A 17446-nucleotide genomic window follows, 5' to 3' on the forward strand; every position below is an offset into this window, starting at 1 on the left:
AGTTTTCAAAGAGCATTTTCACTAGCACTTCAAATGCGCTAGATTCACAATATACCATGTATCATTATTTAAAATCAACAGGTAATAATTGGAGTGTTTCATTTTGTTCCGCTCTTTTTGAAAGGCGGATTACTAATATAACATGATCTCTTCACTTCATCAAATGAAATAACTGGAAAAGGGTTGCGTTCTATTTTCCCCACGTAAATACATCTATGTAATGAGTGGTGTCAACTTCGCTAATACTACCCGTTTTCATTAATAGACGTACTTTAGACTCTACCCGATAGTCGTAATCATATTCTCCCTTGTTTCATCAAGGAGTTGTTTTTAGTTTTAGCATGATTTGTTCTTGATGCTGTCCCCGTTCGTCTGTCCATTTTAGATTCATTTTCAAATCTGAGAAGTAGTATTCGAGCTGTTCTTTCGGCGTATTTTTTCCAGGAAAATCGGGTGAGGGGGAATTCGGGTACTCCTGAAAAAGCAGTAGCTGCTGCTTTTTATTGATCTCCTCTAAATCAATTTGATTGAGGTTGCTCCCCCTACTCCCGTTGACTAAATCCGCTTCGGCATACACCTTTGTTACTTGGCTCTCCATTTTCTTCACCAAATAAAATGGGTAGGCAACTGTTGTGTGTTCACTCTCAATCGGCCTGATCTCCATGACCACAATCCAATTGTCACTCTCCCCCGTAAACGTATGCACCCAGTCGTCATTAGCGGAGCAACCTCCCAGAAGTAGAAACACCATCAAAAACAAGACAATATGCCTCATCCCAATCCCCCATCACCCTTACTCATCCGCCCAATCCAAAAATCCGGACAACAAGCTCTCTTCTTCCGCTTCGTTTCCGCGAAGCTTCCCTTCCAACCGATCGATTCGCTTTTGATAGGCCTCTGCGTCGACCTTGGACCTGTTGCGCAACAGACTCGCCCGCTTCTTCCACTGCTCATACGCTTGCTTCGTATAATGCAAAGCCTTCTCCCAATCCTTCAATTGGTGTTCATACAGCTTGGCAGCCTCAATATAAACCTCTTCGGGGACATATCCGGTGGACTGAATACACGACTCCCAAACGGTTAGGGCTTGGAGCCAATCCTTTTGCTTTTTGTACAGATGACCGATGGCGAGCTTGGCCCGGTTATTCCACGCATGCTCACTGTCTGCCACGAGACGATAGCCTGCCATAGCGGCTTCCTGATCCCCAAGAGCGTCGTACCATCTGGCAATTTCGTAGCTTTCTTCGAGAGATACCGTTACACTCCCTTGCCCTACCAGTAGCCGCGTCATGTGAATGTACATCGTGATCAGAGACAGGACGTCGGTCTCGTTATGACGCAGCACGCCTTCAATTACATCAGGGTCTTGGGCATGCAAAAAGTCGAAATACCGCACCGGCGCCAAATAGCCGGGCAAATCATCCTCGCGAAAAACATCCAGCTTTTCCTGCTCGATGATGCCCAATCGGCACGATTCCAGCTCCGCTTTCCACAATCTCCTCGCCCCGTGCAAAAGGTCAAAATGACCAAAGGTAGGCAAAGCAGGCACTTGATCGCGCACCAGTGTATGCCTCGTCCGCACCTGGGGCCAGTCAAAGGACTTTCCATTAAAGGTCACCAGATGCGAGGACTTCTGTGCTTGCTCCAAAAACGATTGGTACAAGGTCACCTCTGCATGCGGGCCCGGGAGAAAATGCTGGCGCACCACGACGTGCTCCCCCTCGATACGACTGTACCCCAAAAGAAAAATCGTATTGCCTGCCCCGCCTGACAATCCTGTCGTCTCCGTATCGAAAAACAGCAAGTCTTCTGGCTTCCTGCCCGCAGCGGACAGCGGATGCTCTCGACCAGCCGCTTCCCACATACGAATCGCCTCATGCAGCTCGGAAAAGGCGTAAGCGCCATGCTGTTGATCGATCGGATAGCGAACCTCGCGAATCATGACGTACTCGTCATCCCAGATGTAGGGCGATGCCTGCATTTCCTTCCATTTGTCAGCAAAAGGTATCTCTAGCTCGGCGTTGCTATCCGCTGGTACAGCCGCCCTCGACTCCTCCTCCGGCTCTTTCTTATGAATGAGCGTTTCCGGTTCGACTGCTGGCGCTACCGCTTTGTCCGTTTCCAGCGAGAGATGTCCCTTCATCCGTTGCAGCTTGGATTTAAGAGACATAAGTACTTCCCCCTTGAGCGATTCGCAGCAAGGTCATGGCTAGCCCTTTGCTGCCGTCATCCGTCGCTCCCACACAAGATGGACAGCCTGACTCACACGGGCAAGAGACAATCATCCGCTCTGCCTGCGTCAAAATCGTCTCCATTTCCTTATATACTTGCTCGCTTAAGCCGATGCCTCCCGGATAACGGTCGTACAGAAAAATCGTCGGCTCCTGCGAATGAACGGCCTTTCGTTGCGGTATCACGTGCAGGTCCATCGGGTCGCACATGACAAACAGCGGAGCTACGTGCTGCAACACATGCGCCAAACCAACCAAGCCACGCTCCACATCCTCTGTCCCAATCTCGCCGAGCAGCGCTTCGGAAAAGCCGATCCACGCCGCATTTGTATGCAGCTCCTCTTCCGGCAAATGAATCGGTCCCGAGCCGATATTTTCATGCGTCTCGAACTTGATTTTCTTAAAGATCGTCGCCATCGCATTCACAGCCACTTCGCCATAAGCCAACGTGCTCTGCGCATGACGACGGGACTGATCCTGCTCCAATACCTTCAGCGAGACGGCCAAGTTGGCGTCCGTGTAATAATCGACCTGCACTTCCCGGACATACGCCTTCTTTTCCTCGTAGTCCAGCTTTTCCACCTGGAACTGCGTCCCCTGATGCAGGTAAATGGCTTCGTCATGCAAAAGCGTCATGGAGCTAAAACGATCCATTTCCCCGATGACACGCTCATCTCCCCGTTCACTGATGTCGATGATCACGACATTTTCCTGCGAAGCTGACCGCAGACTGATGTTGTGGGCCGGGAATGAATCGTTCATCCAGAACCACTTTCCCCGTGAGTAATGAAGCACCTGCTCCTCGGTCAAAAACTCCAGAATTTCCACGATTTCCGCTCTTCCGAATGTATCTCCCTCCCGAAACGGCAGCTCATATGCCGCACACTTGAGGTGATCCACCAAAATGATCAGGTTATCTGGATTGATCCGCGCTGTCTCAGGACTGCGATCGAAAAAGTACTCCGGATTGGCGATCACATACTGGTCCAACGGCGTGGAGCTGCCAACCATTACGACGACGGATTCCCCCTGCCGTCTTCCTGCCCGTCCTGCCTGCTGCCATGTACTTGCGACCGAGCCCGGATAGCCGGTAATAACACACGCCTGAAGCTGACCGATATCTACCCCAAGCTCCAGCGCATTGGTGCTGACCACGCCCATAATATCGCCATTTCGCAAGCCGCGCTCGATCTCTCTACGCTGGCTCGGCAAATAGCCGCCCCGATACCCTTGGATCGTTTTAGGCCCGAGCTTGCGGCGAATCAGCTCCTGCAAATACGTCAGCAAAATCTCTACACGTACACGGCTTCTCGCAAACAAAATCGTCTGAATGCCATTGGTCAGAAACTGCTCGGTAATGTCCCGTGCCTCCAATGTGGCACTGCGTCTAATATTGAGCTGCTTGTTGACCACAGGCGGGTTGTAGAAGAGGAAATGCTTGATGCCAGACGGAGCACCATTGTTGTTGACCAGCTCTACCTCTTCTTCTGTCAGGGCTTCCGCCAATTGCTTCGGGTTGGCGATGGTAGCCGAAGTGCAAATGAATTGCGGATGACTCCCATAAAAAGCACAAATACGCTTCAACCTCCGAATGACGTTGGCGACATGACTTCCAAAAACGCCGCGATATGTATGCAGCTCGTCAATCACAATGTATTTGAGATGCTCAAAAAAGGACACCCACTTGGTGTGATGTGGCAAAATGGCGGAGTGTAGCATGTCTGGGTTGGTGATGACGATATTTCCTGCCTTGCGTACCATCTGCCGGATATTTGCAGGCGTATCACCATCATATGTTTCGGATTTGATCGAAAGGCCCATTTCCGTAATTAGCTCGTGCAGCTCGGATTTTTGATCCTGCGCCAAAGCCTTGGTGGGGAACAAGTAAAGAGCCCGTGCTTGCGTGTCTTCCGATAACGTCTGAAGAATCGGCAAATGATAGCACATGCTTTTTCCTGAAGCCGTGGGCGTAACCGCAACGATGTGTTTGCCTTCGCGCACATGGCGAAAAGACGTTTCTTGGTGGGTGTATAAGGAGGGGATGCCTCTATTGGTCAGGGCATCTCGGATTCGTCCGTCCAGCTCACTTGGAAATGGAACGGACTTTGCTTCACGAGCAGGAATGACCCTCCAATGCGCAATGTTATCGCGAAATCGTTCATCTGTTTTTATGTGATCCAATATGGCTGCGATATTTTTTTTCACATTCATTTTCGTCACCTTCTTGCTACCATTTTACGAATGGACGTTCGGTATGTAAACATGGAATAAACATCCACACGTTGAATTCAAGTTGTGGACGACATAGAGCAATATACCACTGGAAAAAATAGGATCAAAAACTATTTAATATGCTAAAGTCGAGTTTAAGACGGATTAGCTTTTCAATATCTATAAACGATTAATTGGAGGTGACTACCCTTGATCGTAGAATTAGTAGTTCTCCCTTTGATAGTTGCTTTGCTCTTGCCAATCGCATTCAGTCTCAAAAAAATAACAGTGCAAAATGATAAAATAATTGAACTTCTAGAAGAATTGAAAAAGCGTTAAAAGCTACTTTATCGAAGAATCCCAAGCTGCGTGCCGAAGAAAAAAAGCAATCAGATCAACCCTTCCATGATCCGATTGCTTGTCTTTATGAGAGTATTGATATGTGTTTCTTAATAGTCCGTTAATGAAACAAGGATGCCAGATGATGCTCCAGCACTTTCGTAATCCGTTCCCCATCGACACGCTGCGGTTCGAGATAGGCATGCAGCGCCAGACCATCGATGACAGCATAGAGCTTTTCTGCTTCCAGCTCTTTGTCCAGCTCTTTGCGTAATAAATGCAGTTGATCAGCAGAGTCCAGCAGCTTGCGGACGCCGGCATATATTCCGTCATGCTGTGCGTCAAATCCATCTTTCTTGTGGCGGAAGTACACGGTAAAAGCAAACCACACTTCCATTTCGACCATCTTTTCTTGATTCGTAGGGAGAAGCTCCAGAAAAATTTTCGTGAATCTCTCTTTTGGTAGCAATTCTTCGTCGGCGGCGACTTCAGCAATTCGAGCTGTCGCCCTCTCTTTAACGAGCTGCATGGCATACATTAGCAGTTCATCCTGTGTTGCGAAGTAATGTCGCAGAGCACCTAATGAAAGTCCTGCTTCTTTTGCAATGCCTCTTACCGTCGCTCCCTCCATTCCTTGCTCAACAATGACACGCCACGTTGCTTCTGCTATTTGTTCTCTTCTTTTCTCATGATCGATAATTTTCGGCATAGTTGTATTTTAACAAGATTTGCAAGGGACAAGCAACCCTTAACAATACAGTTGTATTATTTTAGGAGCGATGTTAAAATCCTTTTTGTTAGCACGATCGTATTAAAAAACTCCTCATGCAGGAGAAGAAACTTCCGAAAAGGGGACCTATACTAGTGAATTTTGTTGCATGGATGATTGTCGCGTGCGAAATCGCCTTTTGGGTGGTCATTGTACTTGGCCTTTTCACAAGGTACGTACTCAAACAAAAAAAGGCCGGGCTTTTACTTCTCGCCCTGACGCCTGTTGTTGATGTGGTTTTGCTCGTTGTCACGAGCGTGGATTTGTATCGTGGAGCTACCGCTACAATTCCTCATGCGCTGGCTGCCGTTTATATTGGGGTATCGCTTGCGTTTGGGAAAAGCATGATTCAATGGGCGGATGAAAAATTTCAGCAATACGTCACTAAGGAAGGTACACCTAAACCCAAGTTATACGGCATGGAGTACGCCAAGCATTACGCCAAAAGCTGGTTTAGACATCTCTTCGCCTATGTAATTGGGGCGGCTCTCTTAGCCGGGACCATCTACTTTATCAATGATGCAGAACGAACTGCTTCTTTATGGTATATTCTCCGGCTATGGACCGTTGTTCTGGGGGTTGATCTGTTGTTTACAGCCAGCTATTTTCTCTTCCCAAAGAAAGATAAGCGGGGCACAGTTTCCAAAAAGGATTGGTGAGAGGCTTTCCTACTAGCTTTCGTCTTCGTTGTCATCCTCACCAAATGCAAGCTCAATGCAAATAAATTGAATCACCAGCTGGCATATTTGATCGTTTTCATCTAACCCAAAATAGACAGGATAGGCTCCGTCTCCAAATCCCGTCTGAATCATCGGAATCGATAAATCCGTGCCCGGTATCGTCCAGTTTATATAATCTCCAGCGCTTCGTTGATATTTTGGATGGTCTTTGTAACTTTGTGCAAAAACATCCGCAAAATAATCATCGTAAATATTGCCGTCTGGATTCTCTTTTTTCCAGCTATCATAAAAATCCAGATAAGCATCTCTCGTTTTGACATCCACTACAGTAGCAAGACCTGCATCCACATTAAAACCAAAATATTCACCTTCCCCTAGATTTTCGAGGTCCTCGTCTCCAATGAGAGCTTCCGTGAATTTCTGGGGTTTTTTATTTGTGAACTCCACCTTAGCAGCTGCATAGCGGTAATGGTCTTCTTCGACTGTTACCACGCAAACGGTTAATGGGAAGGTTCCTGTAGGGACTTTTTGAAAATACGGGGCACTATTTCTCTCCAGATACACAAGCGGATCACGAACGATGATCTCCCCAGTGGGAATCGTGATTTCCCCCAAAGAAAGCAAGTTGATTGGTTTCCCACTGATCTTTTTTGATGTGAAATAGGTGTGTAAGTCAACAAGGGGCTCTAACATCTGTTTTTGTTGCTCATATCGTGCTAACCATTGATCGTTTGGAATCTTCCTCATCTTTATACCCATCCCACTATTGTAAATTTGTCAATCACTCCTAAAATTATACAGAATCACCCATAGAAACGATAGAACGGCTTGGATGTTTGCATAACGGGCAAGCCGATGCATAGGCATGGTTAGTGGATGAAGTACACCAAAACCTATGCATGTCCAAGGATAAAGGAGGTTGCCCCGAATGAATCCGCCAGACAAAGGGAATCAAATTCCTCAGCCCATGAGGAGAGACGGGACCGGATGGGTCGATCTCGGCCCACGGAACGTCATGCGTGATCGGCAAAATCCGAATATGCTAGTTCCTCCTGTCACAGATGCGGGCTTGCTGCCCAACCTAAAATTTTCCTTTTCAGATGCCTTCATGACGTTAAATCATGGCGGATGGTCCCGGGAAGTCACCATTCGCGAGCTGCCAATTGCCACTACACTTGCGGGTGTAAACATGAGCCTGACGCCGGGCGGTGTGCGGGAGCTGCACTGGCATCAGCAAGCGGAATGGGCCTACATGCTGCTCGGCCGTGCACGAATTACATCCGTTGACCAACGCGGACGCAATTTTATCGCAGATATCGGCAAAGGCGATCTGTGGTATTTCCCTCCTGGCATCCCCCACTCCATTCAGGGACTCGAGGAAGGCTGCGAGTTTTTGCTCGTTTTCGACGATGGGCATTTTTCCGATCTGAATACGCTATCGATCTCCGATTGGTTTGCTCATACACCAAAAGATGTGCTTTCCGCAAATTTTGGTGTGCCTGAACCAGCCTTTGCCGACATTCCTTGCGAGCAAGTGTACATTTATCAGGACGAGGTTCCCAGTCCCGTAGAAGAAGATGAAGTAGAATCCCCGTACGGAACCGTTCCCCTTCCCTTTACCCATCGCTTACTTGCGCAACGACCACTGATCACACCTGGCGGCAGTGTGCGCATCGTCGATTCCCGCAACTTTCCGATCTCCAAAACGATCGCGGCAGCACTCGTAGAGCTACGCCCCGGTGCCATGAGAGAGCTGCATTGGCATCCCAATAACGACGAGTGGCAATATTACATTTCAGGCCAAGCACGCATGACCGTTTTCACCGGAAACGGAAACGCCCGAACCTTTGACTACCAAGCAGGGGATGTCGGTTACGTTCCATTTGCGACGGGGCATTATATCCAAAATACCGGGACGGAAACGGTGTGGTTTTTGGAAATGTTCAAGAGCGACCGCTTTGTCGATGTCTCACTGAATCAATGGATGGCGCTCACCCCGCCTGAACTCGTCGCTTCCAATCTATGCGTAGGTCCTGAATTGCTGGATGGCTTGCGCAAGGATAAATGGCCGGTAGTCAAATATCCTGGATATGGCTATGTCCCGTGAATGCATGAAAAGACCAGCCCCAATGGACTGGTCTTTTGTGGAGAGCCATGATTCATCATCCATGAATGGACGATTGTCTGGAAACCGCATTGGCATCCTTCAGATTGCGGTTTTTCACTCCCAGTGATAAGACGAAACAGATAAGCAAAATCAGACACGCTAGCCCGTACGGATAGTTGATATCGATATCGAATAAGAATCCAGCTACGATAGGACCTGCAATATTGCCAAGACTGGTAAAGGCCGAGTTAAGGCCAGCAACATACCCCTGTTGATCCTTTGCAAGCATCGACATTTGGGTACTGATGGCCGGTCGCAAAATATCGATCGCCAGAAACACGATAAAAGTAACGGCAAAAATCATCCAAAATCCGTGAACAAAAAGCGTCAGAACAATAAACAAACCAGCAAAGAGCAGACAGACAGAAATGACCCTTTTCTCGCCAAAGCGATTCATGATCCAGCTAAAGGCAGTAAGCTGAACCACTGCCCCTGCAATTGACCCGAATGTAATGATAAACGCGATATCTTTCGGTTCAAATCCAAACTTATGGTCGACAAACAAGGAAAAGACCGTTTCAAAATTAGCCAGTCCGAAAGACATAACAAACACAATAATCAAACTGAAAAAATATGGCTCTCGATAGGAGTACATTAACTGGGAAAGAAGACTGCTTTGTTGTTTTTCACTAGAAAGAGAGTCAGCTAATGATTCTTCCGTAGGTTTTGATTCCTTGAGGATCAACAACGTGATGCATGCAGCAATCAGTCCCGCAATTCCTGCGGTAAAAAAAGGGGCGCGAATACCAAATTCAGCAATGTATCCTCCAATGCCTGGACCGATAATAAAACCAGTCGTAATGGCCGCCGTAATATACCCCATCCCGGCCGCTCGTTCTTCATTCGTTGTAATATCTGCTGAGTAAGCCATTACGGCCGGCATAATCAGTGCGGCACTGATGCCGCCTAGCAACCTAGAAACAAACAGCAGGACTGGAGAATTCGCTATTCCAAACATCCCTTCTGAGATAGCAAATACGACCAAGCCGATCACAATGATCTTTTTTCTTCCGAATGAATCAGCCCATCGCCCGGCAATGGGGGAAAAAAGAAGCTGCGTCAGCGAAAAGGCTGCCACTAACAGGCCGATAGTCCCCCCGGTAATGCCTAAACTTTCCATGTACTTTGGCATAATCGGTATAACAAGCCCGATCCCCGTAAAGACAAGGAAAATATTGAACATCAGAATCAATAGGGCTCCCTGATTTTTTAATAATAAAGCCATTTGCTATTCCTCCAATCCATTCCCCAAACACTGAATATCCATTCTAGATAATCGCGTAAAAAAAGCTAGCGGGACGGTTTGACAATGCCAAATAGAAACACATCCATCGCTAACCGAAAAGTTGCCAGCGCTTCCTCTCGCTCCATTCGTCGCGAATGTTGATTTAAACCAAACATCAGGCTGTCCAAGATAATGGCGACTCCGGTTACATTCGTCATTTCAAATTCGCCGTTATCGATCCCCTTCTGGAGCAATTGCTGATTAAAGTCAATGTAGCCTTGGATCATTTCGTTGATACGCTCCTCTACATCCGAAGGCTTCTCCGACATATCGAAAAATTCATCAGCAGCCTTGGTCAGCGGATGGTTCATAAAATCGGTCGCAAAATGTTCAGCCATTCCATACAATTTATCGATCGAGGTCGTATAGAGCTGTTCCTTTTCCAGCCACTGCTCTTCCCATTCCTTGTTCCAAGCTTCAATCAGATGTAAGAACAGCCCTTCCTTGCTCTTGAAATGATAATAAATGTTACCGCCGCTGTATCCAGTAGCTTTCACGATATCTTCTATTGATGTGGCCTTGTAGCCTTTTTGCATAAATAAAATTCTGGCCGCATCCGCTATTTTTTTCTTGGTCTGCTCCGTTTGCTGCTTCTTTTTATTCAATGCTCCTTCACCAGCTTCCCATCCTACAATACTGAACTTTCATTCAGTATTATAAGCGTTACATACATAGTTGGCAAACTTTCTTTGGTTTGAGTCAACATAGTGGAGGAGAAGAAAAAGCACAGGTCTCTACGACTCTGACACGCCAGCAGGGGGGATTCTCTGGCCGTCTCCACTTCAAAAAGGGGACCGTCGAGCCAAAGCCACCCTACGGGCGGAAGTTTCTCAAGGAAGAAGTGTTCGACAAGCGGGTCCCCTTTTTGAAGTTCCGACTGGGCAGGCGTTGTCAAGGTCTACGAGCTCTGTGCTTTTTCTTCTCACCAGCCTTATTGGTTCGTTTGAGACCTTTTAAAACTTAGGATGATAATGACTGCCTATCAGTTTAAGTCAGCAACAGGCCGTACAAAGCCCCCGTAACCACAACCAGCCATGGCGGCAGCTTCCAGTGCTCCAGCATGATAAACAAAATAGCCGCTACGATAAAATCCAATGGAGCAAGAATCGTACTCGTCCAAATCGGGTCGTACAGGGCTGCAAGTAAAATACCGACGACTGCTGCATTTACACCTACCAGCATTCCTTTGATTTTGGAGTTTCTCCTCAAGGAATTCCAAAACGGCAATGCGCCGATGACGAGCAAAAAGGCCGGTAGAAAAATGGCAATCGTAGCTACTGCTGCACCGACTCCTCCTGCGATCATTGCTCCCAGATAAGTGGCAAACGTAAACAATGGCCCCGGCACTGCTTGTGTTGCGCCGTAGCCCGTCAGAAAAGCTTCTTGCGTTAGCCAACCGGTCGGGATCACTTCCCGCTCAAGCAAAGGCAATACAACATGACCTCCGCCAAAAACAAGAGAACCCGCACGGTAAAAGCTCTCAAACAGAGCTAGTAAGGAGAAGCCTGTGCTCTCTCGGAGGATGGGCAGTACAAGCAATAATCCGAAGAAAACCATCCAGCACGCAATGGCTAGTCCACGACTGATCGGCACACGAAATTCAGGAAAATCCGAAACTTTTGGCTGACGAAAGAAAAGCAATCCAGCTATTCCTGCTAAAATCATGACTGTCACCTGACTCCATGCAGAATGCCACAATAACGTGATGGCAGCCGCGAGGATCGCCATCGTCACCCGTGTTCGATCCGGGGCGAGCTTTTGTCCCATGCCCCATACGGCATGAGCAACAATCGCAACAGCTACTAATTTTAAACCGTGAATCCAGGGAGCACTGCCACTGCCCATTCCTTGTAAAGTAAACGCAAATATCAGGAGAGCCAATACCGAAGGCAGGGTGAAACCGATCCATGCGGCAACCCCTCCCCACAATCCGGCTCGCATGATTCCGATCCCGATTCCTACCTGGCTGCTTGCGGGACCAGGGAGGAACTGACAAAGCGCAACCAAGTCTGCGTAGCTATGCTCATCCATCCATTTTCTACGTCGAATGTATTCGTTGTGAAAGTAACCGAGATGCGCGATGGGACCGCCGAATGAAGTCACACCCAGCTTGGCAGAAACGAGCAGAACTTCAATCAAAGACCCCCATCTACCTTTTTGGTGCTCGGTTTCATATTGAATATTATTCTCCACTGAGCTGACACCTCTCCACTTTCCGCTTCATCATACAAGTTATTTTATCGCTTTTCCTCCCCTTTCATTGTAAAAAGATCGTGAAAAAGGCTCCGCAACGATACGGAGCCCAAATCCTGCTATTCCATTCGAAATACCGGTCCTCTCGCCACGAAAGGCAGGTTACTCCCCTTCGGTAGCATGATGGCATGACTGCGAGTTACTTTAATCCGATCACATTCCCCATCGGTAATGATCAAAATTGGTCCGTCCTTCGGAAAGTCGGTTGCTTTCTCCAGCATGTCAATGCCCGGCTGCAGAATCGTTCCCCCGCGTCCTTTTACTTTGACGCGACCTGCAATGTCCTCGGGAGAAAGGTAGCCCGCATCATACGCCTGCGCATCACAAAAGACCACGCGCGCATAAGGAACATCTCGCGCTTCACTGTAGCTCGCGATCGCCCCCAATGCTTTGCCGAGCAGCTTGGTATCCATCGAGCCGGATGTATCGATCACGACGCCAAACGTGCGTGCCAGCTGATCCGTTTCCCGAAAGCTCCAGGCTGGACGGGCAATGTCAGGTGTAGAGGACTGTCTGCGGCTTGCCCTTGCATACGTACGACTCTTTTCCAACGGCGGGAAATGCTCGTCAAACCAACGGGCGAGCTGAACATCCCACGGAATAGGGGGTTGCCCCAAGGCGCGAATCTCTTCTACCAAACCCGCAGGCAAAAGCCCTCGTCCCCTCTCCTGGTGGTAGATCAAGCCTTGCGACATCGCATTGCGATAAAAGTCATCCAGCGTCGTTCCTGGACCCTTTTCCCAAAAACGCGGATCGTCGCCATCCAGAATATCGCCCATGCCGATTCCTCGTAAGGTGTAAAGCTTGCGATACGTACGCATGTCCGTCACGATTCGATCGTAAATGGCCTCTGCCGACAATCCCTTCAAATCTGGATCGTACAGTCCGCCAATTTGCGGAAATCGTCCCACACCGAGCTCCATCAGCCATTGATTAATCACGTAATCGCAGCTGACATTCCAGTAATACGGGGCGCGACCTTGGCAGCGCTCATGGTGGCGAAGTCCAGCGTGCAAGAGCTCGTGTGCCATCACGAACTTGCATTCCTCTTCATCCAAGCCCGCCGCAGGATTGATGAAGATTTCGTTGGATGTAACATCGATAGCTGCCACCGAGATTTGCAGCCGTTGACAGATCTGCGAATCCTCGATAATCGTGAAATGACTCGCTAAGGAAGCCAGCAAAGGATAATGATTGATGAACCAGCGCTTGGCCTTTTGTGCCTCGGACAGCTGGTTCTCTTCATTCCCGAGAGCATCGGAATAGCCGCCCGCTACGCTGACAGCACTCTGCACTGCTTGCGCCAGCCCGATCCCCAAGAGCCGCTCCCACTTCACGTCCCGATTGTAGGTGTACCGAACGTATTTATCCGAGAAAAGCATATCTGCCTGTTTTTCCCCGCCCGTTCCAAACAGCTTCAAATGCTCCGGCACCCCATGCTCCACGAACCAGTCATAAAGCTCTTCTTCGCTCTTTCCCGATTTATCCAGCTCAAAGGCCATTTCGGCAGGAGGCTTCCCCAGCTTCATGTCTCTCAAAAAACGCGTAATATAACAATCGCATGCGATATTCCACAATATCGGCTGCTCTTTTTCCACAAAATGTCCGAAGCCCAAATGCAGCAGCGCATGTGCGAGAACATAAATCCATTCCCCGACTTCCCCTCTGCGCTTCGGATGCGCGTACAAGCTGCCTTCCCGGGTCACGACTACCCAACCGTTATCCGGGCAAATACTTCGCTCAGCACGAATAAAGCGTGCTCGCGATGACAGCGGACCAAACATCGGGTGATGACTCAAAAAATGGATGGCCTGCTCGTAGTTTTGCGTCGACGGGTCGGTTTGAACTCCTCTGGCCATTGCTATTTGCCCTTCCTGTCCATGGCCAATCGCGGTAAATCACGAATGACCTCCACAACAAACCAGTCTGGCAATCCGTCGCCATCCTCGTGCCGCGCCACTACCATCTGCGCCATTTCCAGAGAGATGGAAGCAAGCTCCTTTAAGAGAGCTTTCGCTCGGTGTGCAAACCGCTTATGCTGCTCCCCCACAGAAGCTTTATCCGCTGGCAGTTCTTTTTTGATCTGCGAACGGAAAGAGTCGGCCAGAAAATACAGTACGTCTCGATCCTCTGGAGCCGTTGGGAAAGAAGCCTCTCCCTCCAAAATACGGTTGAGCTGGTATTTGCCTTGAATGTTCTTGTGAAAAGCCCGAAATTGTGACGCATGCTGGGGCGTCAAGCATCCGTAGGCCAGAACCCCCACCATCTCTGTCGTCAAGTTCTCACCAAATTCGTTCAGGGCATCAGAGAGCATGTGCCAGGAACGCGGAGTAGAAAATGGCTCCTCGCTCTTTGGTGGCTGCGACCACAAATAGTCCGGCCGAACCTCCAAAAATTGCAGCACATAGGAATGGATACCGTTGCTGTACGCCCAATTCATCCATTGTTCGTACGAAACTAGCAATTGGACATGGAACATCCGGTTGATCAGAGCAGACGACATCGGTTTGACAATCGCGCTGTCCTGCGCGCGATTTCCTGCTCCAATCACAATGGACCCTTTTGGCAGATGGTAATCCCCGATTCTCCGCTCATGAATCAGACTGTAAAACGCCTTTTGCACTTCTTGCGAGCATGCATTTAATTCGTCAAGAAACAAGCAGTACGGTTCTTCTCGCGCAATTTGCGCAGGTGGGCAAAATCTGCTTTTCCCATCTACGATCTGTGGAACACCGATAATATCCTCAGGTGCGAGCTGACTGCCCAATAACGATACGCAAGGCAGGCCCACCTGCTCAGCAAACGCCTCGACGAGAGACGACTTGCCGATTCCCGGTGCGCCCCAAATAAATACTGGACGAGCTACTGCAACGTTTAGCAGCACATCCATCAGTTGATTTTGCGTTACTTGAATGCCTAGATTCATTTCATAACCTCTCTTGTTTGATTGATTTTTGCAGTAATCTACCTCTTTTCATGATTGATTTCCATTGACTAGAGCGACCGTCACACCACAAATATTTCCTAATATTACAAGAAGATTGAATAAAGAGCAACCGACCAAGCCCCTTATCCACAGGACCGGAATAGGATGAAAAGACATAAAAAAGGAGGACGTTTCATTTGTCACAAGCAAATATCCCAAACATTACCCCGCTCATTACCATCACACAAAGCCAAGTCGCAAACTTGCTACTCGCATCCATTGCATTGGAAGAGCTTGGGTTAAGTCATATCATCAACGCAGAGGCAGAAAAGCTTCAATATGTCCTTGGTACGCTTCCAGGATTAACAGGTCCCCCTGCAACCATTAGTGATTTGCTAACATAGGCAAAGGGGGAATAACAAAAGATGAGAAAAATCGTGAAAACCAGTGGCATCACCATATTGGTTGCATCCCTGATCGGATGCAGCTCGAGTGTACAGTTCGTATCAAGAAGCGAAAGCGAAAATAAACCAGCAGCAGAGCAAGGTCAAAGCAATCAGGTAGCCTCCAGTCCGAGTCCTCCCAGCCAACTAGCTGATTACGCGCTGAAAAAATCGGTCGATCCCCTCCCCAATGACATGTACTTCAAAGATTACGGCACCAACCAATTTGTCTCTGCGGCGAAGGACCGTCTGTCTACTTTTGCCGCTGATGTGGACACCGCCTCTTACACCATAATGCGCAATTTTATTAAAAACGGGACTCTCCCGCCAGCAGAAGCCATCCGGGTGGAGGAATTCATCAACTTCTTCCCCACTTCGTACCCCGCGCCAACCGATCAGACATTTGCGATTCAGGCCGACAGTGGCCCCTCTCCCTTTCAAACAAATTTGCAAGTGGTGCGAATCGGGATCAAAGGAAAGGAATTACACGCAGAAGAGCGGAAGCCCGCTAATCTCGTCTTTGTCATTGACGTATCTGGCTCGATGAATCGCGAAAACCGATTAGAGCTGGTGAAAAAAAGCTTACATGTTCTTGTCGATCAACTCCACCCTACAGATTCAGTAGGGATCGTCGTCTATGGATCAGAGGGACGCGTTCTTTTGCCCCCAACCTCTACGGAAGACAAAAAGGCAATTTTATCAGCCATCGATCATCTGCAACCCGAAGGCTCCACGAATGCGGAAGAAGGGCTGGTGCTTGGTTATGAAATGGCGGCCCGTTCCTTCAAGCCTACTGCCATTAACAGGGTGATTTTATGCTCCGACGGGGTAGCCAATGTAGGAGAAACAGGAGCCGAGGGCATTTTGCGTTCGATCGAGGACTATGCGCGAAAAGACATTTACTTGAGCACCTTTGGCTTTGGCATGGGAAATTACAATGATGTCCTGATGGAGCAATTAGCGAATAAAGGAGAAGGCAACTACGCCTACATCGATACGTTTTCCGAGGCGCGCCGCATTTTTACGGAATCATTGACGGGCACCCTCCAAACGATCGCTCGTGACGTAAAAATCCAAGTAGAATTCGACCCTAAGAAGGTAGACTCGTATCGCTTGATCGGTTATGAGAACCGCGATGTCCGCGACAAAGATTTTCGTAACGACAAGACAGATGCAGGCGAGATTGGCGCAGGCCATAGTGTGACCGCTCTTTATGAAGTGAAGCTCGCTTCCCCTGCCCATTCAGATCTCGGGACGGTTCGCGTGCGCTATCATAATACCTCTTCCCAAAAAGTAGAGGAAATCTCCGAACCCGTAAAGGTGCAAAATGCCTTGTCTCCTGGAGTAGCGTTCCTTGCTGCTGTAGCAGAATACGGGGAAATATTGCGGGAGAGTCCGTATGCCGAAAGAAGCTCCCTTGCCGATGTACTCAAACTGGCGGAAGCCACAGCCACCGGAGAGGAACAGCTCGAATTTGTCCGTTTGGTTAAAGATAGCATGGCAATCAGCAGGAACTAATTCTTGTTCCCTATGTTCTGGTATCGCGCCTGTACCTCATCCAAATGTAAACCATGATTCCAATCCCCGAACCGAATAGCAAAAATGTTATGCCGTAATGACGTATATAAACGACGACCTTGAGCCACTCTTTCTCAAGCGTCTGTCCCAACAGTAAAAAAGTGACACTCCAAAGAAATGCGCCCGCGTAAGCAAAAAAAGCGAATCTTCGAAACCCCATCGCAGAGACACCTGCCAAATAGGCGGTAATATGACGGACGCCGGGCAAAAAATAGCCGATGAGCAACAGGTAAGGACCGTACTTAGCAAACAGCTTTTGGGTTGACTCTATTTTTTTCGGCGTAATATGCAAGTACGGTCCAACCTTCATAAGCAACGGCAGCCCCCACTTCCACGCGATGGCATAGCTGATTGTTATCCCTACTGCCGCTCCCAAAAAGGCACTCAGCATCGTAAACGGCATGTACAAAACACCGCGGGAAACCGCATAGCCAGCGTACGTCATTAGTACCTCATCGGGTATCGGGAGCCCTATAACACCGAGTGTGAGCGAAAAAAAGATACCGACATATCCGTATTTCATCAAAAAAAGATCCAAATGCTGCTCCACGGCTACCTCCAGAA

16 protein-coding genes are annotated in these 17446 nt (G+C 48.5%); 5 read left to right on the plus strand and 11 right to left on the minus strand.

The annotated features are described in order from the left end of the window. Positions 1 to 316: 316 nt before the first annotated feature. The 3 genes from C7R94_RS26780 to C7R94_RS26790 are packed head-to-tail and all read right to left on the minus strand — an operon-like array spanning position 317 to position 4442. Positions 317 to 775: a hypothetical protein gene (locus C7R94_RS26780; RefSeq protein ID WP_106785657.1), complete on the minus strand. Its 459-nt coding sequence runs from the start codon at positions 773 to 775 to the stop codon at positions 317 to 319. Positions 776 to 793: 18 nt separating this feature from the next. Next, the gene (locus C7R94_RS26785) at positions 794 to 2170 is read right to left on the minus strand and encodes a ribonuclease H-like domain-containing protein (RefSeq protein ID WP_106785658.1); all 1377 of its coding nucleotides are present in this window, start codon (positions 2168 to 2170) and stop codon (positions 794 to 796) included. Further along, entirely contained in the window at positions 2160 to 4442 is a 2283-nt protein-coding gene (locus C7R94_RS26790; RefSeq protein ID WP_106785659.1) for a DEAD/DEAH box helicase, read from the minus strand. Before C7R94_RS26790 ends, C7R94_RS26785 begins: the two co-directional genes overlap by 11 nt. 210 nt (positions 4443 to 4652) lie before the next feature. On the opposite strand from C7R94_RS26790, the gene C7R94_RS30885 reads away from it, so the two are divergent. Further along, a complete protein-coding gene (locus C7R94_RS30885) occupies positions 4653 to 4781 on the plus strand; it encodes a hypothetical protein (protein ID WP_255577311.1) in 129 nt (42 codons plus the stop codon). Positions 4782 to 4902: 121 nt separating this feature from the next. On the opposite strand, the gene C7R94_RS26795 is transcribed toward C7R94_RS30885, so the two are convergent. Then, positions 4903 to 5490: a TetR/AcrR family transcriptional regulator gene (locus tag C7R94_RS26795; RefSeq protein WP_106785660.1), complete on the minus strand. Its 588-nt coding sequence runs from the start codon at positions 5488 to 5490 to the stop codon at positions 4903 to 4905. A 155-nt stretch (positions 5491 to 5645) separates the two neighbouring features. Between C7R94_RS26795 and C7R94_RS26800 the strand changes: the two genes are divergently transcribed. Then, positions 5646 to 6209, plus strand: a complete 564-nt coding sequence (locus C7R94_RS26800) for a hypothetical protein (RefSeq protein WP_106785661.1) — start codon at positions 5646 to 5648, stop codon at positions 6207 to 6209. Between the two features lie 12 nt (positions 6210 to 6221). On the opposite strand, the gene C7R94_RS26805 is transcribed toward C7R94_RS26800, so the two are convergent. After that, on the minus strand, positions 6222 to 6977 hold the full coding sequence (locus C7R94_RS26805) for a DUF4241 domain-containing protein (RefSeq protein WP_106785662.1): 756 nt from the start codon (positions 6975 to 6977) through the stop codon (positions 6222 to 6224). Positions 6978 to 7158: 181 nt separating this feature from the next. On the opposite strand from C7R94_RS26805, the gene C7R94_RS26810 reads away from it, so the two are divergent. Beyond that, the gene (locus C7R94_RS26810; protein ID WP_106785663.1) at positions 7159 to 8337 is read left to right on the plus strand and encodes an oxalate decarboxylase family bicupin; all 1179 of its coding nucleotides are present in this window, start codon (positions 7159 to 7161) and stop codon (positions 8335 to 8337) included. Positions 8338 to 8392: 55 nt separating this feature from the next. Here C7R94_RS26810 and C7R94_RS26815 read toward each other — a convergent pair whose 3' ends face one another. From C7R94_RS26815 to C7R94_RS26840, 5 genes are all read right to left on the minus strand, one after another. After that, positions 8393 to 9622, minus strand: a complete 1230-nt coding sequence (locus C7R94_RS26815; RefSeq protein ID WP_106785664.1) for an MFS transporter — start codon at positions 9620 to 9622, stop codon at positions 8393 to 8395. A gap of 65 nt (positions 9623 to 9687) precedes the next feature. Beyond that, positions 9688 to 10287 (minus strand): TetR/AcrR family transcriptional regulator, encoded by a 600-nt coding sequence (locus C7R94_RS26820; RefSeq protein WP_106785665.1) that lies wholly within the window; start codon positions 10285 to 10287, stop codon positions 9688 to 9690. 382 nt (positions 10288 to 10669) lie between these two features. Beyond that, positions 10670 to 11875 carry a chromate transporter gene (locus C7R94_RS26830; RefSeq protein ID WP_106785666.1) on the minus strand — a complete coding sequence of 402 codons (1206 nt, stop codon included), beginning with the start codon at positions 11873 to 11875 and terminating at the stop codon, positions 10670 to 10672. Positions 11876 to 11994: 119 nt separating this feature from the next. Continuing rightward, on the minus strand, positions 11995 to 13794 hold the full coding sequence (locus C7R94_RS26835) for a vWA domain-containing protein (RefSeq protein WP_106785667.1): 1800 nt from the start codon (positions 13792 to 13794) through the stop codon (positions 11995 to 11997). A gap of 2 nt (positions 13795 to 13796) precedes the next feature. Then, complete coding sequence (locus tag C7R94_RS26840) at positions 13797 to 14861, minus strand: AAA family ATPase (RefSeq protein ID WP_106785668.1); 1065 nt, start codon at positions 14859 to 14861, stop codon at positions 13797 to 13799. Positions 14862 to 15058: 197 nt separating this feature from the next. Here C7R94_RS26840 and C7R94_RS26845 point away from each other — a divergent pair, with 197 nt between their 5' ends. Together C7R94_RS26845 and C7R94_RS26850 are read left to right on the plus strand one after the other, a co-directional pair. Beyond that, positions 15059 to 15265: an alpha-helical endospore appendage domain-containing protein gene (locus C7R94_RS26845; protein ID WP_233220680.1), complete on the plus strand. Its 207-nt coding sequence runs from the start codon at positions 15059 to 15061 to the stop codon at positions 15263 to 15265. Between the two features lie 21 nt (positions 15266 to 15286). Then, positions 15287 to 16822, plus strand: coding sequence for a vWA domain-containing protein (locus C7R94_RS26850; RefSeq protein WP_106785669.1), 1536 nt, complete (start codon positions 15287 to 15289; stop codon positions 16820 to 16822). 10 nt (positions 16823 to 16832) lie between these two features. Here the strand turns inward: C7R94_RS26850 and C7R94_RS26855 are convergent, their stop codons facing one another. Further along, complete coding sequence (locus C7R94_RS26855) at positions 16833 to 17444, minus strand: DedA family protein (RefSeq protein WP_106785670.1); 612 nt, start codon at positions 17442 to 17444, stop codon at positions 16833 to 16835. Positions 17445 to 17446: the final 2 nt, after the last annotated feature.

Source organism: Brevibacillus sp. NRRL NRS-603, from assembly GCF_003013445.1.
GTDB lineage: Bacteria > Bacillota > Bacilli > Brevibacillales > Brevibacillaceae > Brevibacillus > Brevibacillus formosus.

What these genes read in the sequence shown, in the direction of transcription:
- C7R94_RS26780 (WP_106785657.1), bottom strand. Translation starts at nt 775, where the DNA reads ATGAGGCATATTGTCTTGTTTTTGATGGTGTTTCTACTTCTGGGAGGT.
- C7R94_RS26785 (WP_106785658.1), bottom strand. Translation starts at nt 2,170, where the DNA reads ATGTCTCTTAAATCCAAGCTGCAACGGATGAAGGGACATCTCTCGCTG.
- C7R94_RS26790 (WP_106785659.1), bottom strand. Translation starts at nt 4,442, where the DNA reads ATGAATGTGAAAAAAAATATCGCAGCCATATTGGATCACATAAAAACA.
- C7R94_RS26795 (WP_106785660.1), bottom strand. Translation starts at nt 5,490, where the DNA reads ATGCCGAAAATTATCGATCATGAGAAAAGAAGAGAACAAATAGCAGAA.
- C7R94_RS26805 (WP_106785662.1), bottom strand. Translation starts at nt 6,977, where the DNA reads ATGAGGAAGATTCCAAACGATCAATGGTTAGCACGATATGAGCAACAA.
- C7R94_RS26810 (WP_106785663.1), top strand. Translation starts at nt 7,159, where the DNA reads ATGAATCCGCCAGACAAAGGGAATCAAATTCCTCAGCCCATGAGGAGA.
- C7R94_RS26815 (WP_106785664.1), bottom strand. Translation starts at nt 9,622, where the DNA reads ATGGCTTTATTATTAAAAAATCAGGGAGCCCTATTGATTCTGATGTTC.
- C7R94_RS26835 (WP_106785667.1), bottom strand. Translation starts at nt 13,794, where the DNA reads ATGGCCAGAGGAGTTCAAACCGACCCGTCGACGCAAAACTACGAGCAG.
- C7R94_RS26840 (WP_106785668.1), bottom strand. Translation starts at nt 14,861, where the DNA reads ATGAATCTAGGCATTCAAGTAACGCAAAATCAACTGATGGATGTGCTG.
- C7R94_RS26850 (WP_106785669.1), top strand. Translation starts at nt 15,287, where the DNA reads ATGAGAAAAATCGTGAAAACCAGTGGCATCACCATATTGGTTGCATCC.